The 19,697-nt window shown below is 41.8% G+C and carries 13 protein-coding genes; 7 read left to right on the top strand and 6 right to left on the bottom strand.

Annotated elements, in window-relative coordinates; translation table 11 throughout:
- Positions 1 to 180 precede the first annotated feature (180 nt).
- Complete coding sequence (locus G337_RS0122600) at positions 181 to 1,230, top strand: HD-GYP domain-containing protein (protein WP_028865860.1); 1,050 nt, start codon at positions 181 to 183, stop codon at positions 1,228 to 1,230.
- 265 nt (positions 1,231 to 1,495) lie between these two features.
- Positions 1,496 to 2,617 carry an OmpP1/FadL family transporter gene (locus tag G337_RS0122605; RefSeq protein WP_051303541.1) on the top strand — a complete coding sequence of 374 codons (1,122 nt, stop codon included), beginning with the start codon at positions 1,496 to 1,498 and terminating at the stop codon, positions 2,615 to 2,617.
- Positions 2,618 to 2,711: 94 nt separating this feature from the next.
- On the opposite strand, the gene G337_RS0122610 is transcribed toward G337_RS0122605, so the two are convergent.
- The 4 genes from G337_RS0122610 to G337_RS0122625 form a co-directional block, all read right to left on the bottom strand.
- Positions 2,712 to 3,599, bottom strand: a complete 888-nt coding sequence (locus tag G337_RS0122610) for an NAD-dependent epimerase/dehydratase family protein (RefSeq protein WP_028865862.1) — start codon at positions 3,597 to 3,599, stop codon at positions 2,712 to 2,714.
- 328 nt (positions 3,600 to 3,927) lie between these two features.
- A complete protein-coding gene (locus tag G337_RS0122615) occupies positions 3,928 to 5,994 on the bottom strand; it encodes an alkyl/aryl-sulfatase (RefSeq protein ID WP_028865863.1) in 2,067 nt (688 codons plus the stop codon).
- A 252-nt stretch (positions 5,995 to 6,246) separates the two neighbouring features.
- Positions 6,247 to 7,101, bottom strand: a complete 855-nt coding sequence (locus G337_RS0122620; RefSeq protein WP_028865864.1) for a LysR family transcriptional regulator — start codon at positions 7,099 to 7,101, stop codon at positions 6,247 to 6,249.
- Between the two features lie 359 nt (positions 7,102 to 7,460).
- Complete coding sequence (locus tag G337_RS0122625) at positions 7,461 to 9,368, bottom strand: methyl-accepting chemotaxis protein (protein ID WP_028865865.1); 1,908 nt, start codon at positions 9,366 to 9,368, stop codon at positions 7,461 to 7,463.
- A gap of 826 nt (positions 9,369 to 10,194) precedes the next feature.
- On the opposite strand from G337_RS0122625, the gene G337_RS27170 reads away from it, so the two are divergent.
- Positions 10,195 to 11,865, top strand: coding sequence for a response regulator (locus tag G337_RS27170; RefSeq protein WP_037028448.1), 1,671 nt, complete (start codon positions 10,195 to 10,197; stop codon positions 11,863 to 11,865).
- A 564-nt stretch (positions 11,866 to 12,429) separates the two neighbouring features.
- A complete protein-coding gene (locus G337_RS0122635) occupies positions 12,430 to 13,839 on the top strand; it encodes an alpha/beta fold hydrolase (RefSeq protein ID WP_169719655.1) in 1,410 nt (469 codons plus the stop codon).
- 136 nt (positions 13,840 to 13,975) lie between these two features.
- Here G337_RS0122635 and aguA read toward each other — a convergent pair whose 3' ends face one another.
- Both aguA and G337_RS0122645 read right to left on the bottom strand, forming a co-directional pair.
- Positions 13,976 to 15,067 carry an agmatine deiminase gene (gene aguA / locus G337_RS0122640; RefSeq protein WP_028865867.1) on the bottom strand — a complete coding sequence of 364 codons (1,092 nt, stop codon included), beginning with the start codon at positions 15,065 to 15,067 and terminating at the stop codon, positions 13,976 to 13,978.
- A 32-nt stretch (positions 15,068 to 15,099) separates the two neighbouring features.
- Entirely contained in the window at positions 15,100 to 16,503 is a 1,404-nt protein-coding gene (locus tag G337_RS0122645; RefSeq protein ID WP_028865868.1) for an APC family permease, read from the bottom strand.
- A gap of 264 nt (positions 16,504 to 16,767) precedes the next feature.
- Between G337_RS0122645 and arcC the strand changes: the two genes are divergently transcribed.
- The 3 genes from arcC (at position 16,768) to ptcA (ending at position 19,671) form a co-directional block, all read left to right on the top strand.
- Positions 16,768 to 17,679 (top strand): carbamate kinase, encoded by a 912-nt coding sequence (arcC, locus tag G337_RS0122650; protein WP_028865869.1) that lies wholly within the window; start codon positions 16,768 to 16,770, stop codon positions 17,677 to 17,679.
- 96 nt (positions 17,680 to 17,775) lie between these two features.
- Positions 17,776 to 18,426: a TetR/AcrR family transcriptional regulator gene (locus tag G337_RS0122655; RefSeq protein WP_028865870.1), complete on the top strand. Its 651-nt coding sequence runs from the start codon at positions 17,776 to 17,778 to the stop codon at positions 18,424 to 18,426.
- A gap of 198 nt (positions 18,427 to 18,624) precedes the next feature.
- Entirely contained in the window at positions 18,625 to 19,671 is a 1,047-nt protein-coding gene (ptcA, locus tag G337_RS0122660; protein WP_028865871.1) for a putrescine carbamoyltransferase, read from the top strand.
- Positions 19,672 to 19,697 lie beyond the last annotated feature (26 nt).

Raw genomic sequence — 19,697 nt, forward strand, 5'->3', positions numbered from 1 at the left:
AGCTGACATTATGCAGCTCTTTTTTAGACAATAGTCAATTCCCTTCTATCGAGCAACAAAACATAACAAACTCAACAAACGCCGTGAAAATTACCTATAATTATAGTCATCGAAAAATAAGCGGGCAAATCTAAACCAACCTCAAAATAACAACTGTTAATAGAAAGAGGAGAAAATCCAATGAATGAGTTCAAAGGACTAAATGTGCTGGTTTGTGATGACTCTATCACCAATACTGTCATTCTGATGCATTTAGTCGAACAAGAAATGAATGTTAATGTTGAAGCTCTTACCGAGCCGCAAAAAATTGAATCAACATTATCCGAACAACCCTTTGATTTAATTCTGCTTAATTTAGAAATGCCCGGCATAAAGGGTATTGATGTGATCGATATTGTCAGAAAATCCTATGAACTAGAACAGCTGCCTATTCTGCTTATCAGCGGTGCCGAAAGTAAAGAAATTCGCAATAAAGCTTTAATGAATGGTGCAAACGATTTTTTGAATAAACCTTTTGATCAAATTGAAGTTATATTACGGGTTAAAAATTTACTGCAGACACGCAAAAATCACATTACACATACAGCTGGTAAATACCAGGTTGAACAGCTGGTAGAAGAACGGACACGAGAATTAAATCTATCAATTAAAGGGCTTCTGTACAGCCTGGCAGCGGCGGGAGAGCTGAAAGACAATGGTAAGGGTAAACATGCCCAGAGAGTTGGAAAATATGCACGTATATTAGCGGAAGGTGCGGGATTTCCGATAGAACTAATAGAGATGATCGAGCTGACAGCCCCTCTTCATGATATTGGAAAGATTGCTACGCCCGAAAATATTTTATTAAAACCCGGCAGGCTCAACGGGGAAGAGAAGGAGATCATGCATCAACACACAGTTAAAAGCGATTCTCTAATCAGCTCAGTTAACTCTCCGCTAATTCAAATGGTGCAGACTATTGCAGCAGGTCACCATGAGTGCTGGGACGGCAGCGGCTATCCCAAAAAACTGTTAGGTGAATCAATACCAGTTGAAGCACGTATTACCGCAATTGCAGATGTTTTTGATGCATTAACCAGCAAAAGACCTTATAAAGATGCCTGGTCACTCGATAATGCAGTTAATTTTATTAAGTATCAGGCTGGAAAAATGTTTGACCCGTTATTAGTGGCGGTGTTTGTGCAGCAGCAGTCGAAAATCGTAAAAGTGATGCATGAGTTAGCAGACTAATTAACTCAACTTATAAATAATGATAGATACAAGTCTTGCTCTTTAAGAGAAAACAGGGCTTGTATCATACAAAGCTTGTTTAAAGAGCTGTCCCAGAATCGATATCCTCTTCTAAATATTTAAGACCACTCCACATAAAAACTAACAATACATAACTATTTCTTATGTATTGTATACAAGACAGTTTATTTATTAGGCGCTGATACTCATTCAATATACACATCTCAAAACAAAACAGATATTTACAGATTATCAGGAGTTCCACATGCCAAAAACATTTAAACTGTCACTACTGACACTTGCCGGCCTTACCGCGGCCGCCCCCAGCTTTGCCGGCGGGCTTGCATTATCACAAATAGGGACAGCTGAAAGTGTTGCCACTGCCGGTGTTGCCGGTGTTACCAATAATCGTGATTCATCAGCAGTGATCAGCAACCCTGCCGGTTTATCGGGTATTGAACACAACAGCACTGTTCTTGGTGTACAGTATTTGAATTCAGAAAGTGAATTTGAACGTAATCTGGGCAGCGGTACAACCGCTAAATCGGATCAGTTTCTTCCACACCTGTCTTTTGCACAGCGTATCAATGAAAACTGGGTCGCAGGTTTATCTGTACATTCCCCCGGCGGACTCGGAGTGGAATACAGTAACGGTTTAACAGGAGGAGTTAACGGAGCCAGTCTGGTTGATGAAAACAGCATTGAAATGCTCAATCTTACAGCATCAGCTTCTTACCAGGTTAATCAGCAGCTTGCCTTGGGTGCTTCCATAATCGCACAGTATGCTTCCGTCAGCACTGAATTTTCAGCAGGGCAGGAGCAGGGAGATATAGATGCTGATAACTGGTCTCCTTCCTTTGCACTAGGTGCCGTTTACCAGGCATCTGATGCTACCCACCTTGGATTAACTTATAACTACGGCGGAAAACATAAGTTAGATCTGGACACTGCGATCACAGGGCTTAACGAACAAGACTTAAACTGGCCGCAAAGTATTGAAGCTGGTCTGCAGCATCAAGTTAATCAAGACCTTGCTCTAATGTTAAGCGCAAACTGGCGGCAGTGGAGCCGCTTAGGTGACGATTTTAAAGATACCTACGGCGCTGGTATTGCGATGAGTTATCAGATGAGCGACTGGACTGTGCAGACAGGTTTCAGTATTGACTCCAGCCCGCTTAACTCAAAGGATCGCGGTCACGCATTACCCCTGGATCAGCAGTGGCGTTTAGGTGTAGGTGGTACGAAGACGCTAAGTAACGGTATGGGGCTTGGATTAGCTTACCAGTATCAGTCTCTAGGTGACGGCGATATTACAGGCAGCCTGCTGAATAAAGGCCACTACGATACTAACCGAGTTCACTTTATCACCGGCTCTTTAAGCTTTTAATCGTTTATTAATTGATAGTTCAGCATAATAATTTTTGTGCTGAACTTTTTTTTTATCTTCTTATTAAAAACTGCCGTTTCCGATACTGCTGAGATTATTCAATAATTCCAACCGTCACAGGAAGTACTTCTGCAGACTCATCATCCAGCATAGCAAACACACTTTCGTAACCCTGTTTAGGCAACCAGCCTAATTCGCGCTGCGCCAGCGATGAATCATAAACACGATCCAGTTTTCCAGGTAAACACCAGCCTCGTTCTGTAAACTCCTGTGCAAGTTTCGGCACATACTCTTGAATAACTTGATCTGCATTTAGATACAACTCTTTGCAGCATGTTTTTTTAAATGGTGTTTTACCGGAGATTATATAGCGTCTAAAACCTGATAGACGTTTCTCTACTGCACAGGCATGAGCACTGGCGGCATCCCGCGCATCAATACCGCGCGTTAATCGATAGACAGCCATTAAGTTTGCCGGCTCAGGGAAACAACGAGACATCTGCAGAACAGTAACAGGTAAAGCAAACAGGTTTGAGATATCTTCCAGAAGCTGCTCAGCTTTAATTTTTGACCTATGGTAAATAGTTTTTGGCCTTGGAGTAACGCTTTCATTTATCCAGCCCGCCGTGCCATTAGGTGTTGATGCACAGCCATAAAGAGCTGTGGTACTGGTAAAAACAAAATGTTTAACCCCCTTCTCCACTGCCAGTAAGGCTAACCGCTCCGTTGCTTTAATATTAATTTCTGCAAATTCATTATCAGATACCAGCCCAACATGAGGGGCATGCAGTGCGGCGGTATGAATAATCACTTCCACGCCCTGTAAAGCTTTAGTTAATAAAGCAGTATCACGGATATCTCCGACATAGTCAGCTGTTGAACATGGCGTTCTATCGATCCCGACTACCTGGTGTTTTTTCATAAGCTTAATATAAACTGCGCGCCCTACCCGGCCCGCAGTTCCTGTAATTAATATTTTCAATTTATCCCCCTTGTTTGAGCATAGTAGCTAGGAAAAAGCAAAATCCTGAGCAGCCGAAGCTTTAGCAAATTATATGTTAAGGGTAAAAAACTCGATAGAAAAACCTTTATGCAGCACATGCATAAATCATGATTCATGTAACGGCTAAAAAGAGTTACAAAGAGTTAGATGCGTTTTCTATAGCGGGATTAAGCAGGTCGAAGATTAGGAGGAAGCGTTTAGGGATATCAGCGCTTGCAGACAGTTAATAATCCGTTTCAGTACGCTAAGGTCAAAAAAGCCAATCCTGGCAGGATTGGCTTGATAAAGGGTTTATACAGATTCAGTATTAGTGGTCATGGCCGTCATGGTTTTCTGATGTTTGATAAAGCTGAGCATCTACTTCCTGGCCTTTAGCCGGGCGAGGTACAATTTCAAAGGTTTCATCAAACTCTACCATTGAGGCAGCCAGTTTTTCCAACACTGATTTATCCCCCTGAATGCCTGCCTGACCACTTTCAAACAGTTTTTCTAGTGTCGTCTGCTGCAGAATAATCTTAGTGACGTCGCTGCGGTTAATAAACAGGGCTGCATCCGCTTTCTGCTGCTTTTCAACTTTAATATTGTTTAAGTTACCGTTCGACATCTCAACGAAGAATACGTTTTTAGTATCCGGCAGCACCACATTTAAGGTAAATGGTGTGTGCTGTGCTCTTAATGAGTCTACTTTAACCGCCATATAGTCTAATAAGTTTTCAATGGTCATTTCAGAAAGCACGTCAGCAGAAGCAGTTTTCGAGGCGCCCGGCAGCGTTCCAACACGTAACTCCTGCGCACCGGTTAAATAAGTATTTCTCCAGCCAGCTCCTTCTGACTGATACCCCAGCTGCTCGTATGTATCGGCTAATAGTTTACGTACTTCTTTATTATCCGGCTCAACTTGAATAACTTTGTTTAATGCTGTTGCAGCAAAGCGGTATTCACCTTTATTAAAATCAGCTTGAGCTTTCTGCAGAATCATCTGACTGCCGCCCATATATTCTACAAACTTTGCAGATTCAGCTTTGATCGGCAGTGGGTTCAGGTTTGCCGGATTCATATCAAAGTAACCAAGGTACATGTTGTATACCGCACGCGCATTATGTGAATAAGTACCGTGGTAACCGTTGGTGTGCCAACTCTGCTGAATGCTGTCCGGCATTACCTCGTAAATTTTATCACCCAGATCCTGCATCACATAACCGTCATTGGCTAAACGCAGCGTCTGGTTATGGGTAAAACCGTACGCATCCCGCTGCATTTTCAGGTACTCTGAAATTTCACCGTTACCCCAGATTGGTGATGAGTGTGAAGCAAACAATACATCTGTCTGCTTCCCCCAGGTCACTAACATCTCGTTAATTTTCTTCGACCACTTGAGAGAATCACGTACTTTAGCACCGCGTAAGGTATAGATATTGTGCATTCCCTGGTAAGTTAATTCCCCCGTCCATAGCGCTTTCATACTTGGAATATAAGTCACCATTTCCGATGCGGCTTCAGTACCCGATGCATCCATAAACTGCATCTCTAAACCATCAATAACTAAGGTTTCAATCTCTTCGTTATGGTTCAATTCGTAATCTGGTAATACATAGGTAATTTCACCTTTGGATAACCCTTTTGCTAAAGCCGCATCAACAATACCATGCTCATGACGATTAAGTGTTGCACCGTATTGATAAGCAGCGCGGCGTGACATGGCGTTGCCGGCTAAGACGTTTTCATCAACAATCTCTTTAGTAATATGTCTAGAGCCGTATACTTTTACGTCTGGATAAGCCGTTTTTATGGCACGCGAGCCGCCAAAGTGATCCGCATGTGAGTGTGAATAGATCATAGCAACAATCGGCAGTTTCCCCCCTTGCGGTACATTTTCCTGGAAGAATTTCAGTGACTGCGCTGCTGATTCTTTTGTTAATAATACATCGTAAGCAATCCAGCCGTTATCACTGCGGATAAATGAGATAGACGAAAGATCTGTACCTCGTACCTGATAAATTTTACCCGGTACCACTTCATATAAACCTTCGGCAGCCTGATTAAGTACTGCCTGGCGCCATAATGACGGGTTCACTGAATCTGGGGCGTTATCAGCATTTGCACTATCAGGATCAATAAAATTAAAGCTGTTGCGGATAATGTCTCCCGAGGCTTTATCAAGTTCGGCAATTAAACCACGGTTATTATTTTCAAAGGCACGCAGATCTTTAAAATTAAGTGTTTCAGCAAACTCGTTATTGTATTCAATGGTTGCCTGGCTGGCGTTTTTGCCGCCTTGTTCGCCAATGCTGTTTAAATGTGCATGGTTATGATCTGCAGCCGTAACACCAAAAGAGATAGAAGAAATTAAGACAGATAGAATTGACTTTTTCATATAATCACCATTTATTGTGTGTGAGTAAAACTCACAAAAATTAAATTATTTCAGCAGTAACAAAGTTAAGATAAATCCTGCTCTGCTTTGATGAGGTAACTATACGTAGGAGGGATTAATATAAGAACAGGCCAGAGATTATGCTTAGCATAAGCACTGCTTATACTAAAAAAACACCATAAAAGTCAGCAGACATGGTGGTTTTAACGTTATTAATAAACCGTATTTATAAATTAAGCAGCTTATTAATAATTAATTAGTTTGCTGGTTATTAATTTTACAGCGGATCAGTTCACGCAGTTTTTTGTGCTCGCTGTCTTTACTATAACGTTTATGATAAAGCAGAAAATATTCAATCGGTTTCATTGCAAACGGCGGATCAATCACTTGTAAATTTAGTGCTTCGGCAATATGACTCATGCCCTCGGGAACAGCGGCAATATAATCGGTATTCTGCACCGCCAGCATCATATTAGCCGGGCTGGAGACCTGTACTCTAATATTTCGATCCGCGCTGACTGGACTTTCAGAAAAATACTCTATGGCGCGCATATTATGACGCTTAAGCTTCATTGCCACATGGCCGGACTGATTATACTGCTCAAGACTGATATGCCCCTGAACCGTTGGATGGTCCTGACGGCAGATCAGTTTAAGGCACTCTTTACGTACTGATTCGCAAACAAAGCTATTATCTTTTTGAGTAATATTATCAATCACTAAATCCGCTTTACGCATACGTAAATCGTTAAAGGTTTCTTCTTCGCTGTCACGTGCTTCAATCAGCTGGATCTGGTTAATATCACTAAGCATCAGCAGAATACTTTCCGGAGCATAGACCACAAACTCACCTTTATTGCCTAAGGCGTTATCAACAATATCAAGAATGTCTGCAACCTGAGCGTAAAAACTTTTTGCACTGAGGGTCGGCGTTAAATTACGCCCGCTGCGGATAAATAACGGGTAATCAAGATAGTTTTCTAAGCGCTTGATAGAACCGCTGATCGCAGGCTGCGACACATTTAAAAAATCAGCCGCTTTAGTAATTGAGTTCAATTCATAGACCTTCACAAAAGGTTTGATCAGATTCATATCAAAGTCGTTCATTTTTTATCCTCAGCACCATTCGATAACAGCATGCACATAAATTGAGCTTCATATTATATTAAATAACAAAATTTGGCATTTAACTAACAAGCAGAAAGTGCTGCGGGCGGCTGTTATTACTTTTTATCATTGAAGAACAGCCGCGTACCGCTGCTGTATCGGAATGTGCAGTTTGGGTATTGAAAACACCGGGAGTGAAGTCATTCACTGTCTTCTATATTTTACTGAAATGACACAGTTTTTTTTAAATCTAGCAAATTAAAACGATCTCTATAAATCACACAACTTACTAGGGCATGCTGACCTTGCATTCAGCATGCCCTAATGGCTCCGCCAACAAAAGCATCAACGAAACACCGCTATAATTTAAACCGCCCGACAATACTCATAAGTTGATTATTTATATTGGAAATATTTTCTGCTTCTGAAAATGTTTCTTTCCCGTTGTTATCCAGCTCACCGACAATTTCACTGATGGCTGACATATTGCGGCTTACTTCTTGAGTAACACAGCTTTGCTCTTCAGCGGCTGTAGCAATTTGGGTGCTCAAATCATTCATCTCACCAACAAACTGGGTCACTGTGCCAAGGCTTTCAGTCACACCGCTCATACCATTTGCTGTTTCCTGGCAGCGCTCTTTGGTCGTATCCATTGCATCTACAACCGATTGATTTCCTTTTAGCAAGCTGCTGAGAGCGGACTCAATTTCTTCGGTACTGTCCTTTGTTCTACTAGCCAGATTCCGCACTTCGTCAGCAACCACGGCAAATCCTCGTCCTTGCTCTCCCGCACGAGCCGCTTCTATTGCAGCATTAAGCGCCAGTAAATTGGTCTGCTCTGCAATTGCTCCAATAACGCTGAGAATCGCATTTATCCCGTCAGTTTCATCACTCATCTGCTGTACATTTAGTGCAGTCGAATCTACATCCTGTACCAATGCAGTAACTGTCTGCTGGGCCTGGTTTACCGTTGATTGTGATAAATCACTTGCGTCACTCGCCTTTTGAGTTAACTGCGCAGTATTAGCGGCATCTGTCGCCATTGCATCTGCAGTCGCACTCATCTCTTCGACTGCAGCGACAATCTGCTCTGTTTCAGAAACATGGTTTTTCAACATAGAAGTATTCTGCGCTGACATACCTTTCAGCCCGTTTACATTATCCTGCAGGTTGACAGATGCGCCTTGAATTTCCAGCATCATGGTCTGCAGACTTTCAATAAACTTATTTACACCATCGGAAATCTGCCCAAGATCATCTCGGGTTGCCACTTCTAAGCGCTGAGTTAAATCTCCATCTCCTTGAGATAATCCTACTATGGTTTTTTTCAAATCAAGAATAGGTCGATACAGAATTTGAATTACAAAAAACGCAATCGCAAGACTTAATAAACACGCGCTCAGTGATACAACAATCGCATTGAATTTAACATCTTCTAACTGGGAAAATGCCACCGCTTTATCCAGGCCTACGGCGAAATACCAGTTTTTGTCTCCTACCTTAATCTGTTTAGAAAACATCAGTTTTTCGACACCATTTAAAGTGTATTCCTGCAGCGCATTATTTTGCTGAGTTGCTTTAGTCAATACATCTTTAAGTGATTGAATATTCGCCCCTTTATCTCCGACTTTCAATGCAGCAGAGCTAGACGCCAGAATTGATGTATCTTCAGTCATGATGATAGCCGCAGAACCGGGTATCTGGGCTGCATTTTTTACCATTTCATTCAGAAAACCCAGCTTCATATCAACAGAAATCATGCCGTTAAATGTTTGTTCGACGATACTTATCCAGTAGACATCACCATCAGAGCTTAAATAAGGTTCAGTCACTGAAGTTCCGCTGCTTTTAAAGGCTGCCTGATACCAGGACCTTGTCGTTACATCACCATCATATTTATGATTCGGCCAGGTAGGAGCGGTCTGGTTCCAATAAGCATCACCATTTTTAAATCCGATTACAGCACTGTTTAAATTTGCCGCGTTAGCTATCATTTTTGCTTGTTCGATAATCTCTTCGGGAGTGCCTTGGATACCTTTATTTTTGAACTGATCTGCTAATTTCCCTATCGCATTCACTTTTTCACCAAGCAGCACTTCAACGAGTTTTGCCTGATCCGAGACATAACTACTTGTAGAGTCACTTATCATCCCTGTAATCGTATTAGACTCCTTTGTATAAGATATGTAACTTGATATAGACACCGAAAGTGCCACTAAAACTAATATAGATATAAGCAGTAAATTTTTGAATCCAAGGTTCTTCATAAAGGTCCGTCCTATTGATAAATACCTAGAGTAATTATGGGAAAATATTCCCACTTTACAAACCACAAGGTCAACCAATCATCACTTACACACAAAAGTGGAGCCTGTAGCACACTACTAAAAGCGTGTTAATAAAAAGCCCCTATCACTAATAGGGTGGCATGGTGTGCTGAGCAAATATTTCTGATCACTAATTAGTCGTTTTGCAGGGGGCGAAAGATAGTTTCTTACGTTCGGCTTAGGAAGAAGCGAGCGTGGGAATTTTTACTAGCAGAGGCGCTTGGTACACAGAGTAACTTAGGTTTTTGTACTCTGCCCCAAACTTACTTAGCCGACCAATGGCTTATACGCTCTGCCTTGTGTGCTCTGTAATAGTTTGTAATATTTTTTTTTGAAGATTGGTCTAATATCCACATGTAATGTAATGATTTAAAAGAATAATAAGGTATGAATATCCGATCTTTCTCGCACAGAGACTATTAGCCCGTTATTAGGGTGTTATGGAATTATGCACATGAAAGTAATCTAGGTTTCCTTAATATGTCTGGTTCTTTCTTCTAGTTTCTATGCCCAACAAGGATTTCATGGTTCAACAGAAGCGAGGGCAGGGATCAATTACGGTACTGCAGGGAGCAGATTAGATTATGCAGTTACTGACTATGCATACTTCGCTTTGGGCCTAGACAGAGTTCCAGCTGTTGGAATTCAATATTACTTACGAGAGCCTGATGTCTTTTAGCGCCTTAAATTATCTTTATGCTATGGCTTCAAAATTAAGGAGAAATGGAGAAGCCTGTATACATCAAGGTGCGCGCAAGGGGTTACCATGTTGAAAAATAAAAAGTATTTAATAATTGACGACTTCGAGACTGCAATAGCAATAATGCGTACTATGCTTAATTCCGCTAATGTTACAAATGATGATATAGACAGCACTACGGACAGCATGAAAGCCATCCGTTTGTTAGCCAATCATAAATATGATGTCGTTCTTTGTGATTATAATATGCGTCACCATATTGATGGCGGGCTTATCTTCGATGAAGTCAAACAGCGTAAATTAATTCCTAGTGATGCTGTTTTTATTTGTGTCACAGGTGACAATTCGGAAGCTGTTGTTACCCACTTTATTGAGCTTGAACTTGATGATTATTTGTTAAAACCGTTTCGCTTTTCGGAATTCATTGGGCGGATAGAAAGAGTTGTCATTCGGAAAACAGAGTTATCTGGATTATTGCAGTCGGTTGAAAATAAAGATTATCAATCAGGACTCGATTTCTGTGCCATTTATAGAGGGCTCTATCCAAATTACTCAGGTTATATTAATCGAATTAATGGCGACTGCTTACTGCGTTTGAAACGTCACAATGATGCTAGGATTTTTTATGAGCAGGCGTGTAAAAACACGGAACTTGCATGGCCGCAAATTGGTTTAGGCCAGGCTCTACAAGGGTTAGGAGAGCTTGATAAAGCAGAAAGCATCTTCCAGAAAATATTAACCAAACACCCGAAACAACCTTTAGCCAGAAGAAGTTTAGCCCACTGCATGATGATGAGAAATGAAACGCCGCAAGCATTGGCACAGTTCAATATTCTACATAAAGTTAACCCCGCGAACCCGCTTCGTGAGCTGATTATCGCGAATCTGTATGCAGTTCTTCAGGAGCATGAGAAAGCAGCCTATGGATATCAGCGATTCATTGCTAAAGTGACCGGAACCAGTCGATATAGTAGTGGTATCACAGTCAATATTTCTATTTCTTTATTACTAGCAAGTCTATACACCTATGATAATAAAGAACACGCCGATCTGGTTAATGAAGCCAGGCATAATATCTATGAACTCAATTCAGACATGGAAAAGGCGGCTGTTGAACCTGATACTGAATTGAGTATATTAACAGGTTTTGGGATTCTGGCATGCCTGGAAGGCGATATTAAGAATTGCTTCATTGTTGCGAGTAAAATCGAGACTGACAGCAGAGAAGTGACGGACTTTTACACCGTGCTGAATATGGCAAGACTGTATGGTTTCTGCGGTATGCCCGATTTATATGAGAAAGCCATGCTGCAGGCGAGAAAACTCTGCGGACAGACTGATGATGATGTACTGATGCTAAGCCTGGTTAAGTTGTTAGATAGTTGTCAGAAACAAATCAAACAACGTTTAAAAAACGGTAAAAAGTTGACCGCTACAGCATTAGTTCATCGTCAGAATAACCGTGCCAATCAGGCGGCAGAGGATGCCTACAAGGCCTTTACTATGGTGCCTTTCCACTTTCAACCTTGCCTGCTGATTCTTGAACTAACCGCCTTATCAACACCAGCAATGTTAAGCCCTGCAGAAACAAGAGATATTCTTGAATCCTGCTACTGGGTCTATTGTAATGATAAGCGGCCAAGCTATGATGAAAAAAAACGGGCTAAAGAGTTATTTGATATGGCTATAGTAAGGGTTGGAAAGGTTGTACACAAAAAAATGGTAAGTACAGCTTGAACCCTCCCCCCTCTTCCGGAGTTGAACTCAGTTTATTTTAATTCTTAACTGGAAAAGCTCCGACCTTCCAGGGTAGGTAGTACACCTCGCTTTAAGCTCAACGCGCAGCACTGCTGTGCGCGGTTAAGCCTCTACAGTCTGCCAGTAAGAGCAGACGTTATTACGACTTTTGGGGAACCAACACTGCGCAGTTTTATTCTGAGATCATGCTGACAATACAGCACCTTCAAATTGAATAGCTAAGACCCCCCTGCTACAGAAACCCAAGGTTTTATGCCCCGAACCGAGTTAGAAATGAATATTTATTTGCAAGGCAAAAGGCAGGACACGATCCGAATGGCACTGAGCTTTTCCACCTTTTAACAGCCCGATTAGCAACTGACCATGCAGGCCTAATGGATGAGTGACATATTGCCTTCAAGCAGCTCAATCAATTCTTTTTGTGAGCAGTTACTTGAATAACTATCTACTCGGCAGCAAGTGCTAGATGCTATTAGGGTTGTACCTTACTATGAACTGTTATATTTTTGTTTTGCAATGAATTGCTTTGTTAAGGGTGAAAGGATGCTAAGAAGATTACCAATATGCATGTTGTTATTGCTGATATCAGCTTGCTCTAGTCAACAACAAGATCAGCAGATACAAAAAGCAGCTGAACCGGAACAAGTTGAATTACAGCCAGCTGAGCATTGGCAGTTATCCTATTTTGATGAGCCGGTATTTAACAGCAAAGTTGCCGTATTAGAAGCAGGTAACAAGCATAACCCGCCTGTCATTTTAATTCACGGGCTTGGCCGGTTAGGTATGAAAGACTGGTTTAGTGTTATTCCTGCTCTTGAAAAAAACTACCACGTGATAGCCGTCGACCTGCCGGGTTTCGGCCTTTCTGCAGCTGCAGAGGGGCGCTTTCTGCCGACTAATTATGCCCGCGTAATTGCTGCGGTCAGCAGGCAGTACAGCAGTGAAAAGGCAATTATCATTGGTCACTCCATGGGCGGCGCGGTTGCTTTACGTTATAGCGAACTGTATGCAGAGTTAGTTAAACAGCTGATTTTGGTGGATGCCGCCGGACTATTAGAAAAATCAGCATTTATTAAACACATTGCAGCCTTTGAGTTTGATGATGATTTACCTGCGTTTGTACAGCAGCAGATTGAAGGGTTAAATGAATTCAGCTCATCAATGGTAGAAGCCGGTACCAAAAACACTTCAATAACTGACTTTTTACAAGATAATGATTATGCATGGGACTGGTTAGTGTCCGACTCAAGCAATATGAATGCCGCGTTAAGTCTGGTTGAAGAAGACTTTAGTCAAGCGGTTAATCAGGTCGCTGTACCGGTTAATATTATTTGGGGTGATAAAGATAACGTCGCACCACTTCGCACAGGTAAAGTGCTTAATAAGCAGATGAGCAATGCACATTTACAGGTGATTAACGGGGCTGGACATGTGCCGATGAAAAGCCATCATGCTGAATTTATGAGTACCTTAGAAACCGCACTCAACGAGCCGACCACAGATAAATATAGTCTAACAGGTACCGGGCAAAGCCAAGGTATTTTAACCTGTCGGGGGCAAAGTGATAAAACCTATTCCGGTCATTATGATGAAATTGTAGTGAAAGGCTGTGACAATATACGACTGATAAACATCAGTACAGATAGTCTGCTAATTAAAGGCTCTGTCGTGGATATTGAAAATCTAATTTTTGCCAATAAAGACAATCGGTTAGAGTTTAATGAATCGGTTGTCACCATCACCAATGCTGATATCTCCGGACATAACACAATGTTAATCAACGGCAGCCGTTTGGATATGGCGGGCGTTTCTATTAAGGCGACAGGGGATGCGGTGATGATAGGCAATGGGTCACGAATCTCAGTGTCCCTCAGTGATATTAACAGCCCTAAATATAAAGGTGTGGTGCATGGGGCTTTTTATCTTAGAAATCAGCCGTTGATAGAACAATAATATTGATTTAAACAGGATGTTTACTGTTTAACGATTTAGTTAATGATTAAAAGGCGAGCTCCTGTCACCTCTGCCGGACTGAAAGAATCTGAGCCTCAGTTGTTAAGCTGCCTGAGGCTCAATGGTAATCAAACACTTATACGGCAGGTATCTGTTGAGTAATACAATGAATATTGCCTCCTCCTAATAAAATTTCTCTCGCATCAACGCCGCTGAGCTGATACCCAGGATAAAGTTTCGCCAATATTGTTTCCGCCTGCTGATCCGTTTTTTCATCCAGAAGAGGAAAAATAATGTGATTATTGGAAATAAGATAATTAGCATATGAGCCGGCTAAACGTTCACCTGATTCTCTTACCATGCCGTCACAAATATCAACACCGCGCGCCTCTTCTTCAGTGATATAAAGAGGACCGGGCATCGGAAGTTTATGAACTATAATCTGCCGCCCCTTAGCATCTGTTTCAGCGGTTAAAATATCCCGTGCTTTTCTTGATATCGCATATTGAGGGTCACTTACATCATCACACCAGGTCAGCACAACTTCACCCGGTGCAACAATATGCATTAAATTATCGACATGCCCGTTGGTTTCATCATTGTATAAACCTTGAGGCAGCCATATGACCTTTTCGATGGAAAGGTACTGCTTTAATACCTGCTCAATCTCATCTTTTGACAGCTCTGGATTCCTACTTGGATGCAGCAGACACTCTTCGGTAGTATATAATGTTCCTTCACCGTCAACATGGATTGAGCCGCCTTCTAATATAATAGGCGCGCGATAACTGTCATCGGTTAACACTTCACACACTTTCTGCGCGACTGCATCATCCTTATCCCAGGGGAAGTACAGCCCGTCAACGAGACCTCCCCAGGCATTAAATTCCCAGTCAACACCGCGGCGAATACCTTTGTTATTAACAACATAAGAAGGTCCAATATCCCGCATCCAGGAATCATCGGTACTCATTTCAATAAGCTGAATATCTTCAGGCAGTTGTGCACGTGCATTTTCATACTGCCCGGAGCCCACGACCATGGTTACCTTGGTGTTTTTTGAAATCGCTTTGGCCACATTAATAAATACATTCTGAGCTGGTTTTCCACCGTATCTCCAGTTATCTGCCCGCTCAGGCCAGGCCATCCAGATTCCTGCATGAGGCTCATGCTCTGCCGGCATTCTAAAACCATCGTCCAGCGGCGTACTTTTTAGTTGTATACTCATTTTTTCATCCTCCGAATATTTAAGCGCTGTATTTAATTCATTTGCGGCTGCAGTGCTAAGCGTTTTCTATTGCTTGCCTGAACTAACAAATACTCCCCGACAGCAACAGTAAGGATCACACCAATAAATACCGGAGCACTGTAGGTCCAGTCGACAGATAGAGAGAGCAGATCCGGGAAAATAAACAATATGACAGCTTGAACAATAACCAGGAAACAGACAACAGATAACACCCACTGCGTTTTCAGCCCGCCGGGAACTCGGAATGGTCGTTCATGATCTTTATCAGCAATTCTCAGTTTTAAGTATGACGGAAACATAAATAGATAAGGCAGAAGAAAAATACAGCTGGAGAAGGCAAAAACAGACCAGAACAGTTCATCACTGTTTTGCGCGAACACAGCGTAAGCAAGAATAACAACCGTAGACACCATGCCGGTGATATTATTTGCTCCAACAGGCGTGTTGTGTTTTTCTGACATTTTACCAACAACAGCAGGCAGTTCACCTTCACTAGCGGCTTCAGCGGCGGCTCGGCTCGCTCCCATGGTCCAGGTAACCATATTGCCGATGAAACTCAGCAGCGCCATTATGCCGATAACAGACACCATAAACTGACCGGCCGCACCGTTTCCAAATAAGATTTTCAGGGTATCTGTGATACCTGCCACTAATCCAATATTTTCAACCGGCATCGCCATCAGGATGCCGATGGTCCCGAACAGGTATAAAAATGCGGTAATACCCGCTGCTAAAAAGATCGCTTTAGGCATATCACGAACATCTTTCATCTCTTTAGTCATAGTTGCCGCCAGTTCAAAACCCATCAAGTTAAAAACCAGAGCAGGCAGAAAAGCAGCCCCCGTATCTAACGACGGCAGCATAGCAGAAAAGCTGAATTCATTAGCAACACCATGTTTTACAGCGTAAAAGAACCCGCCAAAGCCCAGTACTGAAATAATGATAACTTTAAGAACAGCGCCGACATGCGTAACCCAGACGCCGATATCGACTGAGATATTACATAACCAGACAGTCAGCCAGGTTAACAGGATGCAGATGGCAATCTGCCAGGCAATAGACAGGTCCGGCATAAACAGCTCTGCGAACATCCCGGCAAACATAATGTACACAGCAGGCATCCATAAACCAACGTTTATCCAGTAAAACCATGTGGTTCTGACGGCCCACTTATAACCAAAAGCCTGCTTAACCCAGTCATAAATACCGCCGTCTCCAGGATAGCTTGTACTTAATTCAGAAGTGATTAGTCCATAGGGGATCACAAAAACCACAAAAGTTAACAGCCACCAGCCAACGGCACTTACACCAATTGATGCTGAAGCGGTAAGTGTATCTACCACTATGACAGCACAGAGACTAAATAAAGCGAGGCTGGTAACGCCCATCTTTCCTGTTGATGTTTTAGCGTTCATATCTTGTTCTCCAAATAGAGTAAGGTTGACTGCATTCTAAAATTCTTACTTTATTTAAGCCTATTTAACCGCAGCTATTTGTTATCAGAATCACTTATCGACATTTACTGAAGATAAACAAGAGAAACCGTGAGCAGCTATTCGAAACTCCCGCCTTTTTACTAACCAAGAGAGAAAATTGATTCTAATCAATTAACTAACAGGGCAATCAAGGCTAATTTATAAACACACCCAAGATGGTGGTTTAAATAAACGGAGTGAAAAATGAACAGTAAACCGATATTAGTTGTTGCCGTTGGCGGCAATGCTCTTCTTAAAAGAGGAGAAGAGATGAGCTGTGCTAATCAGATAAAAAATATTGCGAAAACGACCAGCGCCTTAGCAAAATTAAATGAAAAGTACCGACTGGTTATTGTACATGGTAACGGACCGCAGGTCGGTTTACTGGCACTGCAGAACTTAAAGTCTGCAGAAGCGCCTCCCTACCCTCTTGATGTATTAGGGGCAGAAACACAGGGAATGATTGGTTATCTGATGGAACAGGGGCTGCAGAGAGTGTTACCCAATACTCATATCAGTACTGTTTTGACTCAAATTGAAGTGGATGTAAACGATCCGGCCTTCAAAAACCCGAGTAAATTTATCGGCCCTGTTTATGAGAAAAGCGAGGCATTAAACAATGCTGAAAAATTTTCCTGGGATATTAAACCTGACGGCGAACACTGGCGAAGAGTTGTTGCATCACCAATGCCCCAAAAGATTGTGCAGCTGGATGCCATTAATGCCCTGCTGAATGCCGGACATATCGTGATCTGCTGTGGCGGTGGCGGCTCTCCTGTTATCAGAAAAGAAAATGAAATTGTAGGTGTTGAAGCTGTAATTGATAAAGATCTTGCGGCTTCCGTTTTAGCCAAACAGTTAAATGCTAAAGATTTCCTGATTTTAACTGACGGTGAAAATGTCTGTTTAGACTGGGGGACGCCTGATGAACAGCCTCTCTTTGATATCCGGGTTGCTGAAATGGGGAAATATACATTTCCACCAGGCTCCATGGGACCGAAAGTTGATGCCTGTTGTGATTTTGTACAGGAAACTCAGGGCAGCGGTCATATCGGATCATTACATAGAGCATTTGAAATAATGAGTAATGAATCTGGTACACATATTCTCTTTTAATTAACCATTGATAGTAGAAGTTGAGCTGCTTATTCAGAATCAGATGGTTTGATGATATATGGTGTGCATTGTTTTTTATTTCAGTGAGATTCAACAATGAGAAAAGAAAGTACTGAAGAAAAGCTGCTGCGTATACATAAAGCAGCAGAAAAATTAGTCTCGCAGCGCAGCCTGATTAATATCTCAATGTATGACGTTGCCAAAGAAGCATCAATCGCAACATCAACGATATACCACCATTACCATGACATGGAAGCATTAGTATATAAATTACTGGAGAATGTTTTCCAGGATTTTGAAAGAGTATTAAAGACTGCCGTTGTGCCGGAAAAAGTCAATCACTGGAAAGATATTAACCGGATGATTGAAGAGGGGTTTGTTAGTTATTATTTAGAAAACCCTCTCGCTCAGAAAATATTATTAGGTCAGCATATTTATGACTCGGTGCGTCATGCAGATGCTGATAATGATTTGATTCTTGCGGTGAAAGTTGAACAGATCTACAGAGAGTATTTTGTTCTTCCGCAGCTGCCTGAGGATGTAAATATATTCGCTATTGCCCTTCAGGTTGCGGATAAAGTTTACTCTATGAATTACTGCGAATCAGGCAGTATTCCAAAAGAGATGGCACGGGAAGCCGTTATTCTAACAGAGTCATATCTAGGGGTTTATCTCCCTAACGTTCTGCCTAAAGTGAATAGGATTAATCTACCTCAAGATGCAAAACTCAGCCAGCCTCTGAATTAACATCTTGAAGTAGAATGGGTATATATCCTGTTTGCGTTTTTAAATTGTGAATTTAATGGTTGGAATCCGCTATCGAAACAGCAGTAAAAGCTGGTTCGCTAGTTAATTCTGATAATTTTTAAATCTATTGTTCGATATTTATCGCATCAATAATTTCCAATAAATATTCGTCTTTTAATCAGCATATAGGAACATATTATGAAACTACCTTCATCAAGTGCAACCGAGCTTAATAAACAAGATCTAAGACATTTTTTAAAAACTCAAGATTTCACAAAAAAAGAGTTAAGCGATATTTTAAAGTTAATGGCCATGCTTAAACAGGCTCGTAAAGATAATGCGGTTCCGCAGTTATTTAAAGGTAAGTCAGTCGCGATGATTTTTGAACAGCCGTCGACCCGTACCCGCGTCTCTTTTGAAACGGCAGCCACGCTGTTAGGAGGACATGCACTGTTTTTATCCCCGAAAGATATTCATTTAGGAGCTAAAGAATCTTTAGAGGATACTGCCAGAGTATTGTCCAGAATGGTCGATATTATTATGGCTCGTGTTGATGACCATAGTACCGTTGCCGGCTTAGCCCAATATGCCAGTGTTCCTGTCGTTAATGGTTTATGTGACTGGCTGCACCCGACACAAATTATGGCGGATCTGTTTACCATGCAGGAACACCTGCCTGAGAATAAAAAACTCAGTGATTTGACCGTCGCTTTTGTTGGAGATGCAACCAATGTCACCTCCTCATTAATGTTTGCATGTACTAAATTCGGCATGACCTTTAAACATATCTGCCCGGATCGCTTTAAAGCACCGCAGGAGTGGATTAATATTGCGTTAGAAAACTGCGAATATTCTGGCGGAGAGCTTGTTATCACTGATGATACGGCACAAGTTGAGGGCTGTGATATTGTGGTTGCCGACAGTTTCTACTGGTTTGGTCAAGAGGATGAAAAAGAGATCCGCCTTTCAACGTTCATTCCAGATTATGTTGTCAGCGAAGATTTGATGGCCAAGGCAGGTGCTGATGCCATGTTTATGCATTGTTTACCGGCAAATGATCAGCGGGAATGCAGCCGCGAAGTAATGGAGTCTGCTAACTCAATTATCTTTGATGAAGCTGAAAATCGTCTCACAGCTCAGATGGCGATATTGGCATACTTCACTTACAAACATAATACTGTGCCCTCAGCAGAAACTGTCGCGGCTCATAAAAACAAAATTGAAGGCTTTTTAAACAGTTTGTAAGAGAACAGTTAATAATAGCCGTCTTA

The organism is Psychromonas aquimarina ATCC BAA-1526, from assembly GCF_000428725.1.
GTDB lineage: Bacteria > Pseudomonadota > Gammaproteobacteria > Enterobacterales > Psychromonadaceae > Psychromonas > Psychromonas aquimarina.

Bases quoted from the DNA above. Each gene is read 5' to 3' on its own strand.
- G337_RS0122635 (WP_169719655.1), top strand. From the start codon at position 12,430: ATGCTAAGAAGATTACCAATATGCATGTTGTTATTGCTGATATCAGCT.
- G337_RS0122620 (WP_028865864.1), bottom strand. From the start codon at position 7,101: ATGAACGACTTTGATATGAATCTGATCAAACCTTTTGTGAAGGTCTAT.
- G337_RS0122655 (WP_028865870.1), top strand. From the start codon at position 17,776: ATGAGAAAAGAAAGTACTGAAGAAAAGCTGCTGCGTATACATAAAGCA.
- G337_RS0122600 (WP_028865860.1), top strand. From the start codon at position 181: ATGAATGAGTTCAAAGGACTAAATGTGCTGGTTTGTGATGACTCTATC.
- G337_RS0122605 (WP_051303541.1), top strand. From the start codon at position 1,496: ATGCCAAAAACATTTAAACTGTCACTACTGACACTTGCCGGCCTTACC.
- arcC (WP_028865869.1), top strand. From the start codon at position 16,768: ATGAACAGTAAACCGATATTAGTTGTTGCCGTTGGCGGCAATGCTCTT.
- G337_RS27170 (WP_037028448.1), top strand. From the start codon at position 10,195: ATGTTGAAAAATAAAAAGTATTTAATAATTGACGACTTCGAGACTGCA.
- G337_RS0122625 (WP_028865865.1), bottom strand. From the start codon at position 9,368: ATGAAGAACCTTGGATTCAAAAATTTACTGCTTATATCTATATTAGTT.
- ptcA (WP_028865871.1), top strand. From the start codon at position 18,625: ATGAAACTACCTTCATCAAGTGCAACCGAGCTTAATAAACAAGATCTA.
- aguA (WP_028865867.1), bottom strand. From the start codon at position 15,067: ATGAGTATACAACTAAAAAGTACGCCGCTGGACGATGGTTTTAGAATG.
- G337_RS0122645 (WP_028865868.1), bottom strand. From the start codon at position 16,503: ATGAACGCTAAAACATCAACAGGAAAGATGGGCGTTACCAGCCTCGCT.
- G337_RS0122615 (WP_028865863.1), bottom strand. From the start codon at position 5,994: ATGAAAAAGTCAATTCTATCTGTCTTAATTTCTTCTATCTCTTTTGGT.